This is a genomic window from Temperatibacter marinus (genome assembly GCF_031598375.1).
Lineage (GTDB): Bacteria > Pseudomonadota > Alphaproteobacteria > Sphingomonadales > Kordiimonadaceae > Temperatibacter > Temperatibacter marinus.
Genome location: NZ_CP123872.1, coordinates 549,001 through 569,898, shown reverse-complemented (window position 1 = coordinate 569,898; position 20,898 = coordinate 549,001). Strand labels below are relative to the sequence as shown.

21 protein-coding genes are annotated in these 20,898 nt (G+C 44.3%); 11 read left to right on the top strand and 10 right to left on the bottom strand.

Features of this window, described 5'->3' with window-relative positions; all coding sequences use genetic code 11:
• Window positions 1–23: 23 nt before the first annotated feature.
• Window positions 24–971 (top strand): patatin-like phospholipase family protein, encoded by a 948-nt coding sequence (locus tag QGN29_RS02580; RefSeq protein WP_310799107.1) that lies wholly within the window; start codon window positions 24–26, stop codon window positions 969–971.
• Window positions 972–996: 25 nt separating this feature from the next.
• On the opposite strand, the gene QGN29_RS02575 is transcribed toward QGN29_RS02580, so the two are convergent.
• From QGN29_RS02575 to QGN29_RS02560, 4 genes are all read right to left on the bottom strand, one after another.
• Complete coding sequence (locus QGN29_RS02575; protein ID WP_310799106.1) at window positions 997–1,965, bottom strand: Hsp33 family molecular chaperone HslO; 969 nt, start codon at window positions 1,963–1,965, stop codon at window positions 997–999.
• Window positions 1,966–2,032: 67 nt separating this feature from the next.
• Window positions 2,033–3,010 (bottom strand): ornithine carbamoyltransferase, encoded by a 978-nt coding sequence (gene argF, locus QGN29_RS02570; RefSeq protein ID WP_310799105.1) that lies wholly within the window; start codon window positions 3,008–3,010, stop codon window positions 2,033–2,035.
• Window positions 2,994–4,184, bottom strand: coding sequence for an aspartate aminotransferase family protein (locus QGN29_RS02565; RefSeq protein WP_310799104.1), 1,191 nt, complete (start codon window positions 4,182–4,184; stop codon window positions 2,994–2,996). Before QGN29_RS02565 ends, argF begins: the two co-directional genes overlap by 17 nt.
• A gap of 132 nt (window positions 4,185–4,316) precedes the next feature.
• Entirely contained in the window at window positions 4,317–5,141 is an 825-nt protein-coding gene (locus tag QGN29_RS02560; RefSeq protein WP_310799103.1) for an ABC transporter permease, read from the bottom strand.
• Window positions 5,142–5,365: 224 nt separating this feature from the next.
• Here QGN29_RS02560 and QGN29_RS02555 point away from each other — a divergent pair, with 224 nt between their 5' ends.
• The 4 genes from QGN29_RS02555 to QGN29_RS02540 all read left to right on the top strand — a co-directional run bounded on the left by QGN29_RS02555 (window position 5,366) and on the right by QGN29_RS02540 (window position 8,192).
• Complete coding sequence (locus tag QGN29_RS02555) at window positions 5,366–5,800, top strand: GcrA family cell cycle regulator (RefSeq protein WP_310799102.1); 435 nt, start codon at window positions 5,366–5,368, stop codon at window positions 5,798–5,800.
• A gap of 138 nt (window positions 5,801–5,938) precedes the next feature.
• Window positions 5,939–6,373 (top strand): c-type cytochrome, encoded by a 435-nt coding sequence (locus QGN29_RS02550; RefSeq protein WP_310799101.1) that lies wholly within the window; start codon window positions 5,939–5,941, stop codon window positions 6,371–6,373.
• A gap of 137 nt (window positions 6,374–6,510) precedes the next feature.
• Entirely contained in the window at window positions 6,511–7,452 is a 942-nt protein-coding gene (locus QGN29_RS02545) for an aminotransferase class IV (RefSeq protein ID WP_310799100.1), read from the top strand.
• A complete protein-coding gene (locus QGN29_RS02540) occupies window positions 7,452–8,192 on the top strand; it encodes a sulfotransferase-like domain-containing protein (RefSeq protein WP_310799099.1) in 741 nt (246 codons plus the stop codon). The genes QGN29_RS02545 and QGN29_RS02540 overlap by 1 nt, the downstream gene beginning before the upstream one ends.
• Here QGN29_RS02540 and QGN29_RS02535 read toward each other — a convergent pair.
• A complete protein-coding gene (locus QGN29_RS02535) occupies window positions 8,189–9,925 on the bottom strand; it encodes a cation:proton antiporter domain-containing protein (protein WP_310799098.1) in 1,737 nt (578 codons plus the stop codon). The genes QGN29_RS02540 and QGN29_RS02535 overlap by 4 nt on opposite strands.
• Window positions 9,926–10,120: 195 nt before the next feature.
• On the opposite strand from QGN29_RS02535, the gene QGN29_RS02530 reads away from it, so the two are divergent.
• A complete protein-coding gene (locus tag QGN29_RS02530; RefSeq protein WP_310799097.1) occupies window positions 10,121–10,942 on the top strand; it encodes a S1 family peptidase in 822 nt (273 codons plus the stop codon).
• On the top strand, window positions 10,942–11,604 hold the full coding sequence (locus tag QGN29_RS02525; protein ID WP_310799096.1) for an RluA family pseudouridine synthase: 663 nt from the start codon (window positions 10,942–10,944) through the stop codon (window positions 11,602–11,604). Before QGN29_RS02530 ends, QGN29_RS02525 begins: the two co-directional genes overlap by 1 nt.
• A 29-nt stretch (window positions 11,605–11,633) precedes the next feature.
• On the opposite strand, the gene QGN29_RS02520 is transcribed toward QGN29_RS02525, so the two are convergent.
• Window positions 11,634–12,068 (bottom strand): hypothetical protein, encoded by a 435-nt coding sequence (locus QGN29_RS02520; RefSeq protein ID WP_310799095.1) that lies wholly within the window; start codon window positions 12,066–12,068, stop codon window positions 11,634–11,636.
• A 638-nt stretch (window positions 12,069–12,706) separates the two neighbouring features.
• The gene (locus QGN29_RS02515; RefSeq protein ID WP_310799094.1) at window positions 12,707–15,808 is read right to left on the bottom strand and encodes an SBBP repeat-containing protein; all 3,102 of its coding nucleotides are present in this window, start codon (window positions 15,806–15,808) and stop codon (window positions 12,707–12,709) included.
• 226 nt (window positions 15,809–16,034) lie between these two features.
• Between QGN29_RS02515 and QGN29_RS02510 the strand changes: the two genes are divergently transcribed.
• The 4 genes from QGN29_RS02510 to QGN29_RS02495 all read left to right on the top strand — a co-directional run bounded on the left by QGN29_RS02510 (window position 16,035) and on the right by QGN29_RS02495 (window position 18,238).
• Window positions 16,035–16,325 (top strand): YggT family protein, encoded by a 291-nt coding sequence (locus QGN29_RS02510; RefSeq protein WP_310799092.1) that lies wholly within the window; start codon window positions 16,035–16,037, stop codon window positions 16,323–16,325.
• Between the two features lie 77 nt (window positions 16,326–16,402).
• Window positions 16,403–16,642 (top strand): DUF167 domain-containing protein, encoded by a 240-nt coding sequence (locus QGN29_RS02505; RefSeq protein WP_375164622.1) that lies wholly within the window; start codon window positions 16,403–16,405, stop codon window positions 16,640–16,642.
• A gap of 37 nt (window positions 16,643–16,679) precedes the next feature.
• Window positions 16,680–17,564 (top strand): bifunctional methylenetetrahydrofolate dehydrogenase/methenyltetrahydrofolate cyclohydrolase FolD, encoded by an 885-nt coding sequence (gene folD, locus QGN29_RS02500; protein ID WP_310799090.1) that lies wholly within the window; start codon window positions 16,680–16,682, stop codon window positions 17,562–17,564.
• 56 nt (window positions 17,565–17,620) lie between these two features.
• Window positions 17,621–18,238 (top strand): MarC family protein, encoded by a 618-nt coding sequence (locus QGN29_RS02495; protein WP_310799089.1) that lies wholly within the window; start codon window positions 17,621–17,623, stop codon window positions 18,236–18,238.
• On the opposite strand, the gene QGN29_RS02490 is transcribed toward QGN29_RS02495, so the two are convergent.
• The 3 genes from QGN29_RS02490 to QGN29_RS02480 all read right to left on the bottom strand — a co-directional run bounded on the left by QGN29_RS02490 (window position 18,239) and on the right by QGN29_RS02480 (window position 20,795).
• On the bottom strand, window positions 18,239–19,180 hold the full coding sequence (locus tag QGN29_RS02490; RefSeq protein ID WP_310799088.1) for an AEC family transporter: 942 nt from the start codon (window positions 19,178–19,180) through the stop codon (window positions 18,239–18,241).
• A 1-nt stretch (window position 19,181) separates the two neighbouring features.
• On the bottom strand, window positions 19,182–20,120 hold the full coding sequence (locus QGN29_RS02485) for an AEC family transporter (RefSeq protein ID WP_310799087.1): 939 nt from the start codon (window positions 20,118–20,120) through the stop codon (window positions 19,182–19,184).
• Window positions 20,121–20,228: 108 nt separating this feature from the next.
• Window positions 20,229–20,795 (bottom strand): EF-hand domain-containing protein, encoded by a 567-nt coding sequence (locus QGN29_RS02480; protein ID WP_310799086.1) that lies wholly within the window; start codon window positions 20,793–20,795, stop codon window positions 20,229–20,231.
• Between the last annotated feature and the right edge of the window lie 103 nt (window positions 20,796–20,898).

Genomic DNA, 20,898 nt, shown 5'->3' with positions numbered 1-20,898 from the left:
TTACAGGAATAAGGGGAATTTTAATGAGCGATTCATTTGAAAATGTATTAACGCTGTCTGGAGGTAACGTAAAAGGCGCTTATCAAGCCGGTGCAATTAAATATCTTCTACAGGAAGAAAAATATGAACCAGATGCCATCTACGGTGTTTCTGTGGGCGCACTGAATGGCGGTATTCTTACGTCCTTAGCTAGAACAGTCCATAAAGATGGCAAACCTGATTGGCCTACCATTGCAGATGGTCTTTTGAAAGTTTGGACCGAAGAAGTCACTCAATTTAGTGATCTGGGCTATGCCCGCAGCACAGTTTCATTAATATGGACAGTTCTAGTTCAGCAACTTTTTTCATCGAGCTATCGAAAGTTTACCGGGCTTGTGAATATGGATAAAGCTGAAGAGTTGATGTATAAATCTGTTGATGGCGATGACCTAAAAAATAGTCCTGTTTATTATGCTTGCGGGGTTATTGATATGCTCAGTGGGGACTATAAACGGGTCAGTAATAGGGATGAGATCAGCGCAGACCTCTTAATGCGTTATATGGTCGCATCCACAAGAGAACCCATTGTGATGGATGTTCTGCCCATTGAGGAAGGTGTCTATGGAGACGGCGGTGCACGAGACATCCTCCCTTTTGTTGGAGATCCTGTGACGGCCAAGAAAGTCGCGGCGATAGCCTTGAATGCGAACCATCTTAATCCTGAACGTCAGCAAGAGGATATGTATCGTTTGCTATCAATCTTTGATCGAACTAAGTCCATTATGATCAATGAGGTCTCAGATGAAGATTGTCAAAAACTTGTAAATATTAATAAATTAATCACTCAAACCCCTCCGATTGAGTATAAGCTTATTAGACCCGCCGCGCCTGATGAGATTGAAATCGACAGGGAAACATTCACCTCTAAAGACATCCACGAACTCATTGAAAGAGGCTTTGAAAGAGCTAAAAGAGAAAAGTGGAAGACATAATAGACCCGTCAAGATAAGTTAAAACTTAGGGTGTAGAAAACTCTTCTGGATCAAAGACGTAATCACTGCTGCAAAATTGACAATTAACCGTTATTTTGCCGTCTACTGTGGATTCAACCAAGTCTTCAGCTGAAAACCCCTTTAGCGTATTATAAAGCTTGTCTCTGCTGCAACGACACTGGAATGCAACATGGCTTGCATCAAAAACACGGACGCCGTCTTCGTGGAAAAGTCTGTATAAGAGGGCGTCTGATGTGAGACTTGGGTCCTGGAGTTCTTGCTCTTTCACACTATTGGTGAAGATGGTGGCACGCTCCCAGGTTTCTTTATCTTGATTAGCGGTTTCAGCTCGTTCTAATAGACGCTCTTGACCTTCTTCACCGCGTGCTAAATGCTGTAGCATAATGCCCCCTGCGCGCCAGAAACCACTCACAGGATCTTTATCACAGGACAGCTTAATTTCAGTTGGTGTTTGCTCAGAACTCAAGAAATAGTTGCGAGCCACTTCCGAGAGTGTCTCGCCTTTCAAGTCAACAATTCCCTGATAGCGCTCCATCTCGTCACCTTGATCAATTGTGAGCGCCATATAGCCTTTTTTGCTTCCAACAAGGCCAGCGTAGGAAGGATTCTTTCCGTATTGACCAAGAATTTTTTCATCGACTTGCGCATAACCTCGCAAATGGCCAGGCTCACCGTCAATACCAGAATTTTCATAGTCTGCTACCAACATCGGTAAGGCCCCTGAGGATTTAACCTGAATGGTCACGATGCCTTTAAATTTCATCATAGAGCCTAGCAGAGATGTCAGTACCAAAAATTCTCCAAGAATACGTGCGACTGCATCGGAATAGTTGTGGTTCTTTAATATCTCATCAACAGCCGTTCCCAGTCTGACAACACGGCCACGAAAGTTTTCCCCTTCAATTTGAAAGGGGCGTACCTCATTATCGCGACTATAGTCTGGATCCTTAATGACAATTGGTTGATCACTCATGGTCAATCCTCCTATGCAGTATGATAGCTCTGACGAGCTTTCAAAAAGAATTTTGGTGTAACGCGTTTTATATTTTACCGAGACAAAATGCAAGAATGGCCTTTTGTGCGTGGAGACGGTTTTCGGCTTCATCCCAAATAACCGATTGAGGTCCATCTATCACAGCAGTTGTGACCTCCTCCTCACGGTGGGCGGGAAGGCAATGCATAAATAGCGCGTCAGATGAGGCCTCTGCCATCAACTCTTCTGTCACTTGGTAAGGGCCAAGCGCAGTATGTCTGGCGTCTGCATCTTTATCGCCCATAGAGACCCAACAATCGGTGACCATACAGTCCGCCCCGCGCGCAGCGATTTTGGCATCGTGGGTGACATCTATTGAGCGGCCTTCAGACTTGGCCCAGTCCAGAACGTCCGGATTCGGTAAATAAGCTTCAGGACAAGCAAGCATCAAATCAAAATCAAAGCGCACGGCAGCTTGGATCAATGATGTTGCGACATTATTACCATCACCAAACCAGGCGAATTTCTTTCCTGCAACAGATCCGCGATGCTCTTCATAAGTCATAATGTCAGCCATAAGCTGGCAGGGGTGAGAAAAGTCAGTGAGCGCATTTATCACCGGGACGGACGCATTTTCAGCTAATGTCAAAACAGCCTGATGATCATTGGCCCTTATCATGATGGCATCAACCATCCGGCTCATAACACGTGCTGTATCTTCCACGGTTTCCCCGCGCCCAAGTTGCATGCTATCTCCAGATAGAATGAGACTTTTGCCGCCAAGTTGTTGCATAGCCATTTCAAAAGAAATACGGGTCCGGGTTGATGGTTTTTCAAAGACCATGGCAAGACTTTGCTGATCAAGAGGTCTGCCCTCATCAAGCGCACCTTTGGACTGTCCTTGTCGCAATTCTTTCCAATCACGGGCAGTGGTAATGATATGGCGAAGGGTATCGCTATCATAGTCCGCAATATCAAGAAAGTGATGCCAAGGTCTTTGTCTGTTCATTGTTCTATCACCTGCAGTTTTAAACAGGTGCTCCATTCTCGCTCCAATCGGTCAGGGCTTCTTCCCATTTTCCGATTGCATATTCAATATCATCTTCATTCACAATGAGGGGGGGTAACATGCGGACCACCATGTCACCAGCTACCGCTGTGATTAGGCCGCGGTTGATCAGATCAACTGTTGCAGCTTTTGTCGGTATATCTGGCATGCGTAAACCGCGCATTAAACCTTTACCTCTAACTTCAGTAATAATTTCTGGAAAGCGTTGCTGTAGTCCGGCTAGGCGACCGCCAAGCATATCGCCCATTTTTTGAACATGCTCAAGGAAACCATCTTCTAGAAGAATATCCATGACAGCATTGCCAACAGCCATTGCTAGGGGATTACCGCCATATGTAGAACCATGTGTGCCAACAATCATACCTGAAGCGGCGTCTTCTGTAGCGAAGCAAGCCCCTAGTGGGAAACCGCCACCGATCCCTTTTGCTGATGCAATAATATCGGCGTCAATATCCGCCCATTGATAAGCAAAAAGTTTTCCTGTGCGACCCATGCCACATTGGATCTCGTCAAAAACTAACAGGATGCCTTTTTCATCGCAAATTTTTCTCATTTCCTGAAGGGTTTCAAGGGGGATAGGTTTGATCCCGCCTTCGCCTTGCACAGGTTCAACCATAATGGCGCCTGTTTCTTCTGTAATTGCTGACCGTAGCGCTTCCATGTCATTAAAAGGCACTAAATCAAACCCTTTAGGAACGGGTTCAAATCCTGTAATCATTTTTTCTTGACCTGCAGCCGCGATCCCAGCCAGTGTCCTGCCGTGAAAGGCTGTTGCCATGGTCACAATACGGTATTTGCCAGGATTGCCCTTGTCATGGTGGTATTTACGAACCATTTTAATGGCACATTCAATCGCCTCTGCCCCACTATTGGTAAAAAAGACTGTATCTGCATTACATTTGTCGATGATACGGCTGGCCAGCTTTTCCCCGAGAGGAATTTGGTATGTGTTGGCAGTATGCCAAAGCTTCTTTGCCTGATCGCAGAGCGCATCCACAACGTGTGGATGGCAATGACCGAGAGCCATGACACCGATACCAGAATAGAAATCCATATATTTCTTACCATTCGTATCATACATATACATGCCTTCAGCGCGTTCGAAGGCAATGGGTAAGCGTGCATAAGTGGGCATTAAGGGCGTTATCATCAATATATCTCCTGCAGTTAGCCTGCATTTTTTTGGGACCGAAAATCATTGACCGAAGCGTCAAGTAGGGCTTCGGTCAAGTCGAAATATTGAGGTGATTCTTACGCTCTTTATCAGGGAATTCAACCCCTTTTATGACTTTAATTTATAGCCAGACTTAAAGAGAGAATGCGCAAGCAGCCATAAGAAGAGATTCAAGATGAAAATATAAATGACACCGATTGTTAGATCACTGTCTCCCACGCCGATAAATCCATATCGAAAGCCATCGATCATATAGAAGAAGGGGTTTGCTTGAGAAATCAGTTGCCAGTTCCCGCTTAATCGCTCAATGGAATAAAAAGTCCCTGAAAGAAGGGAGAGCGGTGCGACGACAAAATTCGTGATAACTGCTGCTTGGTCAAATTTTTCAGCCCAAATTCCTGTAATTATCCCCACGAGGGAGAGCATAATGCCTGCTGAGACGCCAAAATAAAGGATTGCCCACCAATGATGGACGGTCAGACTAACGCTGGGCATCAAAAGAAAGGCGATTGCTACACTGCCGCCAACAGCAAGGGCACGCGTCAGGCCGCCTGCGACAAAACCAATCATTAACTCACTGTTAGACAAAGGCGGCATTAAAACATCGACAATATTACCTTGTACTTTGCCAATAAGGATTGAACTGGATGTATTGGCAAAGGCGTTCTGCAACATCGCCATGACAAGTAAACCGGGAGCAAGAAATGTTGAATATTCCAACCCTTTCATGCTGCGATTTTCTCCACCGAATGCGAGAGAGAAAATGATCATAAACAAGATGGTCGTAATGGCTGGGGCTGCAAGAGTTTGCAGCCACACTTTTGTAAAGCGTCGAGACTCTTTTACGTAAAGAGTCCATAATCCTCGCTTGTTGATGCTACCGATTCGCGATTCACCAGGTTCCGGAAAGGTCGATTCTACCGAGTCGTTCATGTTTTTTACTCCATAATGGGCATTCTTAGACCCCAATTTGTCATGGTTGACTAAAAAAACAAGTCCTAAATGCTTAAAAAACGGGCTTTATGGCGTGAGAGGCGATCTTGGGTCTTGGCAAGAAGGGCAAAAGACCGATATAAGCTAACTATCTTATAAAGAATTCGTTAAACATTTCTCAAACATAAAATTGAGGAGTGATAAAAAAGAATAAAGGGATGGTTATGGCTTGGACAGAAGAGCGTATAGAAAAATTGCGTAAGTTGTGGGACGACGGTCTCAGCGCAAGTCAGATTGCTAAAGAACTTGGTGAAAATGTTACGCGCAATGCGGTAATTGGTAAAGCACATCGCCTTGGCCTTAAATCACGCCCTAGTCCAGTGAAAAAAGATGCGAAGAAAAAAGCACCTGCAAAGCCGGCGGTTAAAAAGTCGCCCCCAAAAGAAAAGAAGATCATTTCGGGTAAGGTCTCTCTATTAGAATTGACAGATCGGATGTGCAAATGGCCTATCGGTCACCCTGGTGATGATGATTTTCATTTTTGCGGGAAATCATCTGAAGCAGGTATGCCTTACTGTGCAGGTCACTGTGCTGAAGCTTATCAAGCTCAACCTCAACGAAAAAGTGCTGCGCCTCAAGCGCCGCGAATTATTCGCTAAATCTTTAGCAGAGTTGAAAATTAGAAAGCCGTTTCCAAGTGGGAACGGTTTTTTTTATATAAAAATCTTTTGTTAATGCCTTGCTCTTCCACGTTTCTGCGCTAAGATTAAGGGAAATAGATTTCGGGGAGAGCCATAATGAAAAAATTACTTTTGGTTTCTGCAGCAGCAGCAACACTGATCACATCCTCAGCGATGCCGCAGGAAAAAGCACATCCAACGGTGAAATATCGCCACCATACCATGGAAACGATTAAGGATTCTCTTATTCAAATGAAGGGCATCTTAAATGGTAAGGGGCAATCCGCGGATTTCGGCATTCATGCCCGTGTGATGGCAGTGAATGCAGAAGGGTTTTACGCGGCTTCACGTGTTAAAATCGCGGGCGGTGATACAAAGCCTGCTGCATGGGAAAACTGGGATGATTTTGCGGCACGAATGGAAGCCTATATTGCAGACACCAAAGCCCTCGCTGCTTTGCCAGAGGATGCAGATCAAAAAGCGCGGGCAGTTGCCTTTGGAAAAGCGGTTAAAAACTGTAAAGCCTGTCACGATAAATATAGAGCTGAATAGATCGTATCCAGTAAAATATTAGATGTATCTGCTCCTGCCTTTGGCGGGAGTATTTTATTGTGTATTAACCGTACTATTCTTAGTAATAATAACGAACCATAGAAATAATAAATAGCGCATCTTAGGGGAGAATTAGAATGGCAAAAGGAACGCATGACTATGTGGACGATCCGCGGAACCAATCCATATTAATCAATGTGAATGGAGAATTATTTCCGCGGGATGAGGCAAAAGTATCAGTCTTTGATAGTGGGTTTATTCTTGGCGACGGTGTGTGGGAAGGGTTGCGTGTTCATAACGGTATTATTGTGCTTCTTGATGAACATTTACAGCGGCTCTATGCCGGGGCAAAAGCCATTGATATGGATGTAGGCATCAAACGAGATGAACTAAAACAGCGTTTATACGAGACACTTGATCGAAACGACATGGCTAAGGACGGTGTCCATATTCGCCTAATGGTCACACGCGGCGTGAAGGCAACACCTTATCAAGATCCCCGCGTTACTATTTCAGATGCGACCATCGTTATTGTGCCCGAATATAAAAACCCACTGCCTGAAACGGTCAATAAAGGGATTAGTCTCTTTACAGTTCACGTGAGACGCGGCGACCCTGCTGTTCAGGATCAAAAGTTGAATAGTCATAGTAAACTTAACTGTATCACCGCCTGCATTCAAGCCGCCAAAGCTGGAGCTGATGAAGCATTGATGCTGGATCCCCACGGTTTTGTAGCCACATGCAACAGCACGCATTTCTTTATTGTTAAGGACGGTGAACTCTGGACAAGCTCAGGAGATTACTGTTTAGGCGGTATAACGCGTGGGACTGTTCTAAAGTTAGCAAGAGAGAATGGTATCGTTGCTAGAGAAAAGAATTTTTCTCTCACAGATGTCTACGGTGCGGATGAAGCGTTTGTTACAGGAACTTTTGCTGGCCTTGTACCTGTTCATACCATTGATGGTCGATCTATTGGCTGGGAGGAAGAGCAACAGATGCCGGGTAAAATGGTCAAACAGATGCAGGAAATTTATAAAAAATATTTGCACAGCGAGGCTGCAAAAGGCAGGGGGCTTTGATGTCCGATACCCCAGTCACTCGATTGGCTATGTGGTCTGGTCCCCGCAATATTTCAACAGCCATGATGCGCAGTTTTGAAAATAGATCCGACTGCAAGGTTGTGGATGAACCTTTTTATGCATTTTATTTAGATCGCTCAGGGTTGGATCATCCTGGCCGTGATGCCATCATTGCCAGTCAATCAACGGACCCATCAGAGGTAATAGATCAGTTATTGGGTCCGGTACCTGAAGGCGTAACTCTCTATTATCAAAAACATATGACCCATCATTTGTTGCCAGAAATTAATCTGGAAGACCTTGATGCTCTTACGCATGTTTTTTTAATTAGAGATCCTCAGGAGATGGTGTCAAGCTATGTACGATCACGCGAGCAGGTCACATCGCAAGATTTAGGATTGCATCAGATGGCTGAATTATTTGACCGAACTGCAGATCGAAAAGGGGCGGTGCCACTTGTGTTGAATAGTCGAGATGTTTTGATGAATCCTGAAAAGGCGCTGTCTAGTCTTTGCGATAGAGTGGGACTTGCTTTTGATAAGGCCATGTTGAATTGGCCTGCAGGAAGACGGGACAGTGACGGCGTTTGGGCACCCTATTGGTACAAATCTGTCGAAGCTTCGACAGGTTTTTCTCCCTATGAGGCGAAAGAAATTCGACTAACAAAGGACCTTCAAGAAATTGCGGATCGCTGTCAGGCTCCTTATGAGAAAATGAAGGGGTTTGCCATAGAGGTCTAATCTGCCTTGATCTCGAGGTCATAAAACTCGGCAAACTCTCGGTAGTCATCTTCCCGAATAGCCCCCATGCGATCCTTTATTGTGTTGATATCATCTTTACCACATTCAGGGTGATGAGACATGGCGCACAGGCCGAGTTGAAGGGCGGCCTCTATTGTTTCGGGAACCGAGGCAAGCACGCCGTTTTTCTTTAGGTTGATTGCTTCTTTTAAATCATGGGCTCTAGAATGAAGACCTAATCCAGGATAATGGTCTCTTACTTGATGAACTGCCCGGCGAATGGCTTGAGGGTCATCCATCGTTAAAATCATGCCGGAAGCCCGGTCAGCATGGGCAGCACTCAACACATTGATACTACTGGCATCACCGAAGTAAACATTGCATTCTTTTTCCCTCCCCGCTTTAACTTTTTCAAGATCAGTATCAAAGGCAATATAGGGATAACCTGCTTTATCCAGTTGATGGGCAATGATTTGACCAACGCGGCCAAAACCAGCAATGATAAAGCGACCGGAGTCGTGATCGTGTCCCTCGTTTACTTGATGGGACTTTTTCTCTTCTTCTTTATTGTCGCTAAAGCGATTGGAAAAGGTCAATAGTGGCGGTAGAATAAAGGGGGTGAGAGCCATGGATATGGCAACCACCAACATGAGTGACCCTAACAAGGTGCTATTCATCAAGCCATTACTGGCTGCAAAAGCGAAGAGAACAAAACCAAACTCGCCCGCCTGAGAAAGATAGGTACCTGTTCTCAGGCTTTCCCGAGGAGAAAAAGAGAAAAGTCTGGCCAGACAATATATGACAACAACTTTTGTGAGCATCAAGCCAAGGACAAGCCCCAAGACGATCTGCCAATCCGAGAGCAGTCGGGAAAAGTCTATGCCCATGCCTACCCCCATGAAGAAAAGGCCGAGCAATAACCCTCTAAAGGGGAGGATGTCCGCTTCAATTTGATGACGAAATTCACTGTCTGCTAAAAAGATGCCCGCAAGAAAGGCTCCCATTGCAAGCGAAAGCCCAATAGTTTCCATAAGATAGGCCATGCCAAGAATTAAAAGCAGGGCAAAGGCTGTGAATACTTCTTTTACACCAGCACTTGCCACAAGGGACATAATTGGTTTCAAAGCAAAGCGACTTACAATGAATGTGAGGGCTAATAGGGCTACTCCTTCGACAATCCCCATAAAAAGGCTTCCAGAAACTGCCTGACTTGGACCCGCCATCACTGATACAAGTGCAAAGAGAATAGGCACAGATAAATCCTGCATCAAGAGGATTGAAAAACTTGTTCTGCCCGTCGTCGATTGAAGTTCGCCGCGATCTGAAAGAAGTTGTAGGCCCATGGCAGTTGACGACAGAGCTAGGCCCAGCCCAACAATTAAAGCTGTTGGGGGCGTAAGACCTAAATAGAGAGCTCCTCCAAAAAATAAAGCCCCAGTTAAAATGATTTGTGCCCCCCCAAGACCCAAAACCATTCGCCGCATGGTCCATAAGCGCTGGGGTTTCATTTCAATACCAATTAAAAATAAGAGGAAGACAATGCCAAATTCAGCGATATAGTTAATTGTCCCAAGGTCATTCACGAAGTTAAAAGCATAGGGTCCAATGAGCATCCCACCGATCAAATACCCAATAATTGAGCCTAGTTTTGATTTCTGGGCTAAGGGAACAAAGACAACAGCGGCTCCAAATATTACTAGGAGTTGTGTAATTATATGACTATTTTCGTGCATAAGAGTCTTCTTTCAATTGGCACTGCTTCTAAATTTTCACCGAGTATATCGTATGGTGAAAACGATGTATAGATGTCAGAGAGACAGACTTTACACAGGGAAGAATTTAAATCGCAAGCAGAACGCCACACAGAAAACCCTTTCATATAACCCAACCGATGTGGTACCTCAATATAAACGATATTGGGGTAAAATATGCGATCCTTCTTCTTTCTTATTCTTATGGGATTCTTTCTTAATACGTCACAAAGTCTGCAGGCCGAAGTCGTGGGTGACGGTGATAGTGAGAATGGTATCGAGGATAATAGAATGCCATTATCAGAATTGCCCACACAAATGCTTCGGCAAATCAGAAGTGTTGGTGTGATTAGATGCGGCCCGCGGGTTATTGGCTCTGCTGTTATTATCAGGTCAGATGCAAAAAAGGCCCTAATTCTAACGGCGGCTCACGTTGTTGAAGAAAAGAATCTGACGCAATGTCTTTTCCATCCCTATGATATGTATCAGGGCTACACCTTCACTGTAGCGCATTTGGGTCGGTCGAAAGCACAACCTGACATTTTTGAGGGGGATTGGGCAGTGCTGCATGTCAGAGCAGATTTGTCAATGTTTGGAGCTGCGCGCTTGAGCCGTTCATCTCGAGAAATTCGTCGGCCCAACCAAGCACTATTAATCGGTTATCAGGAGAGTTATAACGCTCTTGTTGCCAGTCTTATTGATTGCACGATCATCCCTAAAGACAAAGAAAAGGGTTTGGCAAGGGATCAGTTGAGTGTAGGACTTGATAGTTGTGATAGTGGTAAAGGCGCCTCAGGAGGAGGAGTGTTTCTGTATGACAGCGAGGCAGGGCGATTGTATCTTTATGGTGTTAGAACCGGATTTTTAAGGGCTAAGAATGATAAAGGAGACATGCCCGTAAAAGGGAGTTTGGCTGACCCTAAACTTTATGCTAATAGTCATCATCGAATGACGAAATCACTTCGTCAAAAAGTGAAATTTCTTTGGACGTTGCCTTAATGCCCCCTGAACTACCGCCTTATCACCCGCCGATGGAACCCTTTTTAGATATTCTCTATCAAGATGATGATCTTCTTTTTTTAAACAAACCAAGTGGTCTTTTGACTGTGCCGGGAAAAAATGAAGATATGAAGGATTGTCTTGAATCTCGTGTCCAAGCGCAATTTTCTGCTGCGACTATTATTCATAGACTTGATATGGAGACCTCGGGTGTTCTCGTGATGGCACGGCACAAAGATGCGCATCGAGCTGTCTCACGTCAATTTGAAATGCGTCAGACCGAAAAATATTATGAAGCCGTGGTCTGGGGCGTTCTCCCTCAGGACACTGGGGAGGTTGATGAGCCGTTAATATGTGATTGGCCCAATAGGCCCCTGCAAAAAATTTGTTATGATCACGGGAAAAAAGCTGTAACAAATTATACTGTTCTTGATCGTACAGAAACAACGACCCGAGTGACGCTGAACCCCATCACTGGCCGCTCACATCAGCTTCGCGTTCATATGCTCCATTTAGGTCATCCAATACTAGGAGATAGGCTCTATGCAAGCGGTGAGGCGTATACGGCAAGCCCTCGACTAGCCCTTCATGCGAATAGCTTAAAGATCACGCATCCCGAAACTTCCGAAAGCTTAGACATCTCAGCTCCTATCCCATTTTAAGAGGCGAGCAGAAGGCCTTATAGAAGGGCTTAGAGTGGTTTTTGGCTAATTTGGGTAATGAATATTTTGACAGCATTTTCTTCTTTAAGTGTGCGGTCAGCAGCAGCCTGCAGGTATTTCCTGATCAAGTCTGGATCAAGACGCCTTCCAACGCGAAATTTCTTTTTCGCCAGGCGCGATATAATCGTGAGCATAGAGGCAGCCAATTGGTCTTTACGGTCATGATACCGTTGTGTCGGTGTCTTTTGAATCTTGCCAACAGCCTTTAATGTAATTTGAAGGTAGGGGCGTCCGTTGCGGATCGATGTGTAAATGATAGGGTTGAAATCAATTTGACCTTCTTTATCTTCGCCCTCTTCGCCGTCTTGTGCCTTCACAGAATAAACAGCAGCCAACCCCTGTGCGGGCAGTAATTGAATGAATAAAAAACTCATCAGGGTTAAAAGGGTAATTTTTTTTATCATCAGTCTTCTATCTTTCGTCAAGAACTTACGGACAGTCTTAATGGAAACTTTAGCGTAAAAGGTCAAGTCATTCTAGTTTTCTCTAGTTGCAGAAGATGGCAAATTAAAGTCTTGATGTGTCAGTTGCATAATGAGAATTTTATTGCACAATGCGACATTCTAATATTGCAAAATGCAATTATTACCCCACATTAGGGAATGAAATAAGAACAAATAAATAAATTAATTAATAAAATCAATATCTTATGTTTGTTTTTAAAAACTGGCACGCAGCTTGTAATGATATAAGTACCTCTCGAGCAGGTATGCAGAGGTGAGAGTTTTTTATTACTCGACCCCCAATCGTGCACTCACTTTTGCGTCCTGCCATTTTTAAACCGCCTTTATGGCGGTTTAATTATTTCTGCTTCTTTTTTCCTCGTGTTAACTTCTTTTTGTCAGCGCTCAGAGATGAAGCTCCTAGAAACCCACTTTCCAAATGAAGGATCTTAGAATTTAATGTTTAAAAAACATTGAATGGAGTGGCTGTCCTGTGAAAGGCAGGAGTTAGATCAGGTCACTTTCCTGCTCATAGAAGGTGTATCGTTTAATGCCAATGACGAACGTCATTCATGTCAACGATCATAGAAAAGTTGGGATTAGATAAATAAACTGGCTGGCCCGGATTGTGAACTTGAGGAAAGGCGTGCTAAGGCAGTTTGATAGTTCGCAATTTGTGCAGTAATTCGGGCAGGGGCAGGTTCTTGATTTAAGCCACCATCACGAATAAGGGCTTTGAGAGGATTGTATGTGAGCGATCTTTCAGCCCGTTGAATGGTGCCGAGTGCTGTTTCTAAAAGCCCAAGAACATATTTCGCTGTTGTTTTGTCACGAATATTCAGCGCACCTTCAAGCGCAAGGCCGAAGGCACCGCCCAAATCATCTGGCCCATCTGGTTCTACCTCATCATCACCGTCACCACTGATATTGAAAACCTCATTCTTTGAAAGAATGCGACCCTCTTCAAGGCCCATTTTTCTAAGGGCATCCCGTCCTTCGTCTCCAGCTAAGAAATCAAGGGTAGGAGAACCTTTTGGATCAAGGGTTTGAATCTTTAATTTGTCCCCTTCAGAGGTTGTTGAAACTTCTACAGTGAATTTGCCAAAACCAGCGATGCGCATTTGACGGGCGATATCATCGTATGTATCGCCAGCCTCAATTTCAATTTTGATTTTACTTTCCCCGTCTATGGAGATGTAGAAATTATCACCGGCTCTAAGACTGGTCTGTGTTTCCAGGTCCAATTGCTGATCAAATTTTGCACTGCCTTGGGGAAGGCCAAGGGTGCCGAGAACACTATTTCCTAAATCAGTAAACCCAATATCAGTCGCATTCATTGAGGCAAGACCTTCGCCGAATAATTCAGTATCTTCGACGATGCCGCTGCTGGCATCAAGCCGTGCAACAAAAGCATCAACATTGCCTGTTTTCGTTTCGCCGTTTAAGTTGCCCCCGGTAGAGCCTGCCACATATATTTTGCCATTATCAATAGCAACACCATTAATTTGATCATTTTCTGACGTGCCAATCAGTGTCACAAAGTCTGCAGTTACGCTGGCACCACTATCTGTAAAGCTGGCGACAAAGCCATCTCTGTTGCCAGAAAAGGATCCATTGACTGTGGCTGTGCCTGAACTATCGATTGAAGCGCCGGTGCTATAGCCTGAGAGAACAATTTGCGTGCCGTCGACAGCGATGTCTGTAATTTCACCAGTTGTACCGATTGCGCCTAATTCAATTGAGAATTGTTCACTGGTTAGATCGTTGGCATCTAATTTTTTAAGGCTGGCAATACCGTCATCTTCAACTGCAACAAGGATATCGCCGTCATTTGCAATGGTTATGGCAGAAATTTTTTCCCCGCTGCTATCTCCAATCAAAGTGCTTGATTGAACGGAGCCATCCGTCCCATCGAGTTTGATGACCATCCCATCTGTACTGCCCCCAAAGCTATTGGTTCCGCTGAAAGCAGAGGCAGATTGACCTGCAACATAAATATCATTGTTGCTGTCAACAGTCAGCGCAAGACCTTTTGTCTCAGCAGTGGTATCTAACTGATAGCGAAACACTTCTGTTCCAGCTGAGGAAAATTTAGCGACAAATGTATCGAGACTGTCTTCAATGGTGTCCCCGTTAATGATGCCGGCGTTTGTATTGTCTTCAGTTTGAACCACAACGGCACTATCCGTTTGTCCCGTAATGATAACATTATCTTCATTATCGACAGTAATGCCGTAGGCTTCTGCATTTCCAGATACACCGAGTAAGCGGGAAAATTGTAAATTGCCTTCGCTATCAAATTTACTAAGAAAGACATCGTTGGTCTCTGCTGTATTAAGCTGGAAACCAAAACTACCTTCTGAGTGCCCAACAACATAGGTGTTTCCAAGGCTATCAACAACAACGCCTTGCGACTGGGTATTCGCATTGACCCGCGTATCACTGTTTATATTCGTGATTGAAGAGGCGTCTTCATCTTCCTCTTCTTCATCATCGTCATCGTCTGTGTCTGTTACATCCGATAGAGCATCAGAACGGAATTGGTCTCTGAGCTTTTGAATTTCAGGATCTAATTCATCTTCCTCGTCTTCCTCTTTGGTCAGAGACTTAATTTCAGAGGCTTCAATATCCGTTGCTGCAAAAGAAGTGACGTCGTCTCGGGTCAAGGTCGTCGCAATATTTGTGAATTCCACAAGCCGAGATGTGATGGCAAGATCTTCATCAAGTTGAGTGGCATTGCTGGAAACATACAGTGCTTTTTCTGTGGCGGCTGCACTAAAGGCGACTTCCTCAGTTAAGGCCCCTTCAAGCTTGATTCCGTATTTACCGTTGCTATCTTGTTCAACATTAAACCGTGTAATATATTGAGGCTGCGTCTCGCCTTCTCCGTCAAGTTCAGGATCACCATGCTCATCAAGTATAAGTTCAGCATCCATAACGCTATTCATATAAGCGACCACATTGTTTAACGTCAGCTCTTCAGTCATATTTGAAAGATCTATAGAGATTTCTTCAGTTGAACCGCTTTTAGTGATGGAAACGGAGAATACTTCTGTGCCGGTTAACCCTTCAATAACATCATCTGCGCTGCTCACAATAGAGGAGAAAGTTGCTTCTGTGTTATTCTTGCCGGTCCGGGTGGTTGTTTCTGCTTTATATTCTTTGTCACCGAGAAAGAGGTCGAGTTTCTCTGTGCTGCCTTCGGCTAAGAACTCGCGAATTTCAGTCATGCCTTGTTGAAACTGGTCATCAAGTCGTTCAAGAGAAGATGTAACTGTGGAATCTTCCGCTGCATATTCAGCTAAGGTTTGTAAATTTGTAAGGGCGCGGTATATGGCAAATGTTGCGAGACGATCGGGATCATCTTGAACTTCCGCAAAAGCAGAATCGTCCTTGTCAATAAAGCTTGAAAGTTCGCGAATTTCTTTGACGCGTCGTTCTAGGCTTAAGGGGCCATCTTCTTGTTCATTAATGTTATCTGTATCCCAGGGTGCTGTGACATTTTCACTGACACCTGAAAGATCAAAGGCAGCGCGATCTGTATTTGAGAGAGACCCCAGTGTTCTATTGGTGAGTTGGGCACTATAATTCGCTGAAAGAAGGTTTGCGCCAATGCCGACAATTGGGCGTGAAGTTGTCGCGTTGCCGCCGCCAAAAAGGCCGCCAACACTTCCAAAACCACCACCTAATATAAAAGCCATTTCGCTTCTCTTTCCTCTGACGTGTACCCTTCTGTACGAGTCTTTAGAGTTTAGCACAGAAGGCAAAAAATGCCCATAGGGCAATAATTGCCTATAAAACCCGCTTAAATGCCCCTAATTAGGGCTTAAAGCAGGCAAATGATTCCTTTTCTTGTAATCTTCTTCAAGGTTACCTACATACTATTGCAAGGACTATGACAGTTTTAGAATATTAAGAGGATATCTTATGGGTGCGTTATTTTGGTTGGTTGATACAGTCATTGGTATCATGGTTTTTTGTTTAATTGCCAATGTGATTGCAAGCTGGTTAGTTGCTTTTGGTGTGATTAATATTTATCAACCTGTCGTGAGAACTCTCTTAGATGCTCTCTCCCGAATAACCAATCCCATTGTTCAGCCCATCAGACGATATTTACCAGCTATGGGTGGGTTAGATTTATCTCCATTGATCGCCCTCATACTTCTCCAATTTGTGCGTATTTTAATTGTCGGAGACCTACAGAGAGCTCTTATGTAGAGATGGCGATTTCCCTCCTGGATGATTATATTTCTGTCGCCATAAAGGCTTATCCAGCCTCAAAGATTAATAGAGTCATGAAACCTATAGTGAATGACGCGGGGGAGAGCTATATTCACGTCTATACGACGAAAGCCGCAGAAAAAGGAAAGGCCAACAAGGCGATCATCAACCTGTTATCTGAAGAGTGGGGTCTGCCTAAAAATTCTATACATGTCGCACGGGGTGAGGCCAGTCGTTTTAAAATGATAAAGATAACTTCTCATATAAATGAGCGCTTTGCACTTCTTCAAAATTGGGTTAAAGAAAACAACTAAAGGTCCCTTTGTTTAATTATAGAATTAAAGGATGCTCATGTCCGCACATATTATAGATGGCAAAGCTTTTGCAGCTTCCGTAAGAAGTGATGTCGCTAAGGATGTTCAAAGCCTTAAGCAAAAGCATGGTATCACGCCCGGCCTTGCAGTGGTAATTGTCGGAGAGGACCCAGCCAGCCAGGTTTATGTTCGTAATAAAGTGAAGCAAACGTCTGAAGTCGGCATGAATGGATTTCATTTTGAATATCCTGCTGACACTCAAGAAGAAGAAGTTTTGCAAAAAGTGCATGAGCTGAACAATGATCCTGCAGTGAACGGTATTTTGGTTCAATTGCCATTACCAGATCATATGAATGAAACCGCGATTATAGAAGCAATCAGTCCTGAAAAAGATGTAGATGGATTCCATGTGGTCAATTCTGGTTTGCTAGCAACTGGGGGCAAAGGATTGGTGCCCTGTACACCGCTCGGTTGTTACCTGATGCTCAAGGATCATTTGGGGGATCTATCCGGGAAAAAAGCAATTGTGGTGGGGCGATCCAACATCGTTGGCAAGCCTATGGCACAGCTTTTACTTGATGCAAGCTGTACAGTGACAATCGCCCATAGCCGCACAAAAGACTTACCTGCTGAAGTGGCTCAGGCAGATATTGTTGTCGCAGCAGTCGGCCGCCCTGAGATGATCAAAGGGGATTGGATTAAACAGGATGCGACAGTCATTGATGTGGGTATCAATAGAATTCCTGCCCCAGAGCGCGGGCAAGGGAAGCATCGACTTGTTGGAGATGTTGAGTATGCAACAGCGAGCGAAAATGCAGGGGCGATAACCCCAGTGCCGGGTGGTGTGGGCCCTATGACAATCGCTTGTTTGTTGAAAAACACTGTGACCGCCACTTACCGTCAAAATGACATTAAAAAATAAATGTTAAGACTATTACCTCTCATCAATGAGATTGCTCTTTTAGAACGGAGATAATCATGGAAACTTATATTGCTGCTTTCATCACGCTCGTCGTTATTATTGATCCGCCAGGTATGGCACCTATTTTTGCAGGATTAACCGATGGTGCCTCCAAGAAATTCAAGCGGACAATGGCGATAAAAGGTTCTTTCATTGCTCTTCTAATTCTATTGTTTTTCGGCTGGGCAGGACAGCCTTTTATGAATGCCCTTGGTATTTCAATTGACGGATTACGCGTTGCAGGCGGCATAATGCTCTTCATTATCGCCCTAGAAATGGTGATGGAAAAAAGAACGGAACGCAAACAAGAAGCTGCGGAGAAATTGGATGATTACTTTGAAGATATCTCGGTTTTTCCCATTGCCCTTCCCTTGCTGGCAGGCCCGGGGTCAATCGCGACAATTATGATCTTGATGAATAATCAGGAAGGCAATTTGATGGGACAAGTGATGGTCATGAGCGCGTTATTATCTGTGATCTTTCTGACGCTGATTGCGCTCTTGATCGCACCTCAGATGATGGCGCTTTTAGGCCCGTCTGTGAATGCTGTCATTACCCGGGTTCTAGGTGTTGTTTTAGCAGCCTTGGCAGCTCAATATGTTCTAGAAGGCGTCCAAGGTTTTTACGCTTTTTAGTTAATTTATCACGAATGAAATAATCACGGGCAGTGTAACAATGCTTGCAATGGCTGACCCAAGAATAGAAGCAGAGACTCTTTCTCGGTTGCACTCATACCCTGAAGCCACTGTGAAGGCCAACACACCCGTTGGCAGAGAGGCTGTGACTGTGGCAACACGCACCCAAAGATCGGGAAGGTCAAAGACAGCACTTGTGAAGAAATAAACGAGAGCGGGTAGGGCAAGTAGTTTTAAAACCATAATAGGGACGGCGCTAATGACAAGTCCCCCAAGTTTCACCCGTGATAAGGTTAATCCAACGGCAAACAGCCCTACTGGCGCAGCACTACCTGCAGGCAAGGCAAGAATATTTTTGACTAAATCGGATAGCCCAAAACCCGTTGCTGACCAGATCAATGATAAACCAAGGAAAATAATAACAGGATTTTTCATTGTAGAAAGTAAACTGCGTTTAAAAGTATCGAGCGCGCTGGCGCTGGTCCCTGAATATCCTTCTGAAAGCATAATGGTTATGGGGAGGAGAGTCATTGAATGAAATGACATAATCATTAACAATATTCTCAGGCCATCGTCGCCGAAAACGCCATCGATCACAGGAATAGCCATAAAGCCGAGATTTCCAAAACAGCAAGAAAAGGCAAAGATTGCTCGGCCAGGTTTTTTTGCACCTGCAAGAGATGAGATCACAAAGGCGGCTAGAAAATATATTGTATAGAGTGCCAAATAATAGACGCCCACCACTTTGAGTTCTTGCCCAGAGGGAAAAGGCTTATCCGCAATGAGCAGCATGAGAAGAGAAGGGATTGCCACCGTCCAAATATAACTTGAGAGCGCTTGAGCAGCGCCGCTTCCTTGTTTGAAGAGAGTTGTTTTCCCTAAGAAATATCCCAGTGCCATCATTGTAAACAAAGGGGCCATTACCGATAAATTGGTCAGCACTCTATGCCCTCCCTGAGATGAAGAGTAAGAAAAGAGAAACAGTGATCATGGATACCAGAGTAGAATATAAAATTGTTGAGGCTGCCCGACGAGATCCCGTCCCAACAGTCACAGCATAATTAAAAGCATTTAATCCTGTTGGCAGACAAGATAATAGTAATAATGTATATTGTTCCGTCCCCGAAATATTCATGATCTGGGTTGTCGTGTAAACCATTAACGGGAAGAGGAAAAGTTTTGCCCCTGCAGCAACACTGGCTTGTACGCGGTCACCTTTCGCATTAACACTGGCCAGCGAAGCGCCTAAAGCAAAGAGACCTGCTGGGGCCGCTGCCGGTGCCAGAAGATCCACTAGAGTTAACAGCGGGGAAGGAGCAGTATATTGATATGCTGAGGCCAGCATTGCAAAGGCGATCGAGAGGATGACAGGGTTTTTCATAAACCCGAGCCCGGCTTCTTTAAGAGAGTTTAAAATAGATTTCTTTTGCTTTGGATCAGCTGCCATGACAAGTACAGCGAGTAGGATTAGGATGACTTCATGAGTTGATAAGATCAAAATATTCACGCGCAATCCTACATCTCCGAAGGTTGCGTAGGTGAGAGGTATCCCCATGTAAGCTTTGTTGCCGAAACTGATAGAATAGGCGTACATGGCTCTTTCTTTATAATCATGATTGAAAAAAGATCCCAAGATAAGAACTGTGAGCATAAAGAGGACAACCATGGGAATGAGAAAGCCTGAAAGCATCCATGTATCCGCAAGATCCGGCAAGGGATTAACGCTCATCAGTTTATAGATAAGTGCGGGCATGGCCAGATACCAAACAAACAGGATAATTCCTTTTACGCCGCTCTCTGGAAAACTATCAAGTTTACCGACCCAGTACCCAAGGCCTATCAGGGCAAAAAGCGGGAGGGCTGATGTTAATACGATATCCATGCTATAATCCTTGTAATTGTACATTTACACGGTCGGATTAGAAGCACAAGTGTTGTTTCGTAGAGTGCAGTTATGCATAGAGTGCATAAGCCTTAAGAGTAGAATGGGTTAGTTACGTTGGCGCTGACTGCGCCTTTTCCCTTCTGAGCGCTTGCCTTGACTGCGCTGTCCGCGCTCTTTAGACCCTGATGAGCGCAGCTCTTTCATGAGGACCTTCATGACCTCTTCTTCTGTCGCTGTGCAATCATTGTTGCGATCATACTTGATGATATAGCCATTAGGAATGGCTTGAAATTCTTTGAGGGTGATACTGCGACTATGGTTTTTATCGACTGTAGAAAAGTCATGAAACATATATTTATTGGTCATGAAATTCACCTCTCGATATTCACTTGATGACAAGTCATACGAAGCATCTGTATCTAGCTTTTTAAATAAGTTCGCTTTTTGTATATAATCATCTTCACACGTGAGAAATCCATCTTTATTGAGGTCCAAATTAGAAATGATCGTTTCGTATTTTTGTCGAAACTTCATTTTCATTTTTTCATATTTTTCCGCGCTCATTTCTTTACGATTGGAGTGCGCGCCGCGATCAGGTCGACCGGGACCACTTGTGCAGGCAGAGAGTAAAAAGGTGGATAGGCATAAAACCAAAAACAATTTATTTGTCATTAGATGTCCTCTTATATTCGCAGTTGCCTCTATACGATCGGGTCACCAACAGCCCTGCAAGGATTTTGAAAATAATTTCTATGTTTTTTGGGGAAAAGAAAGG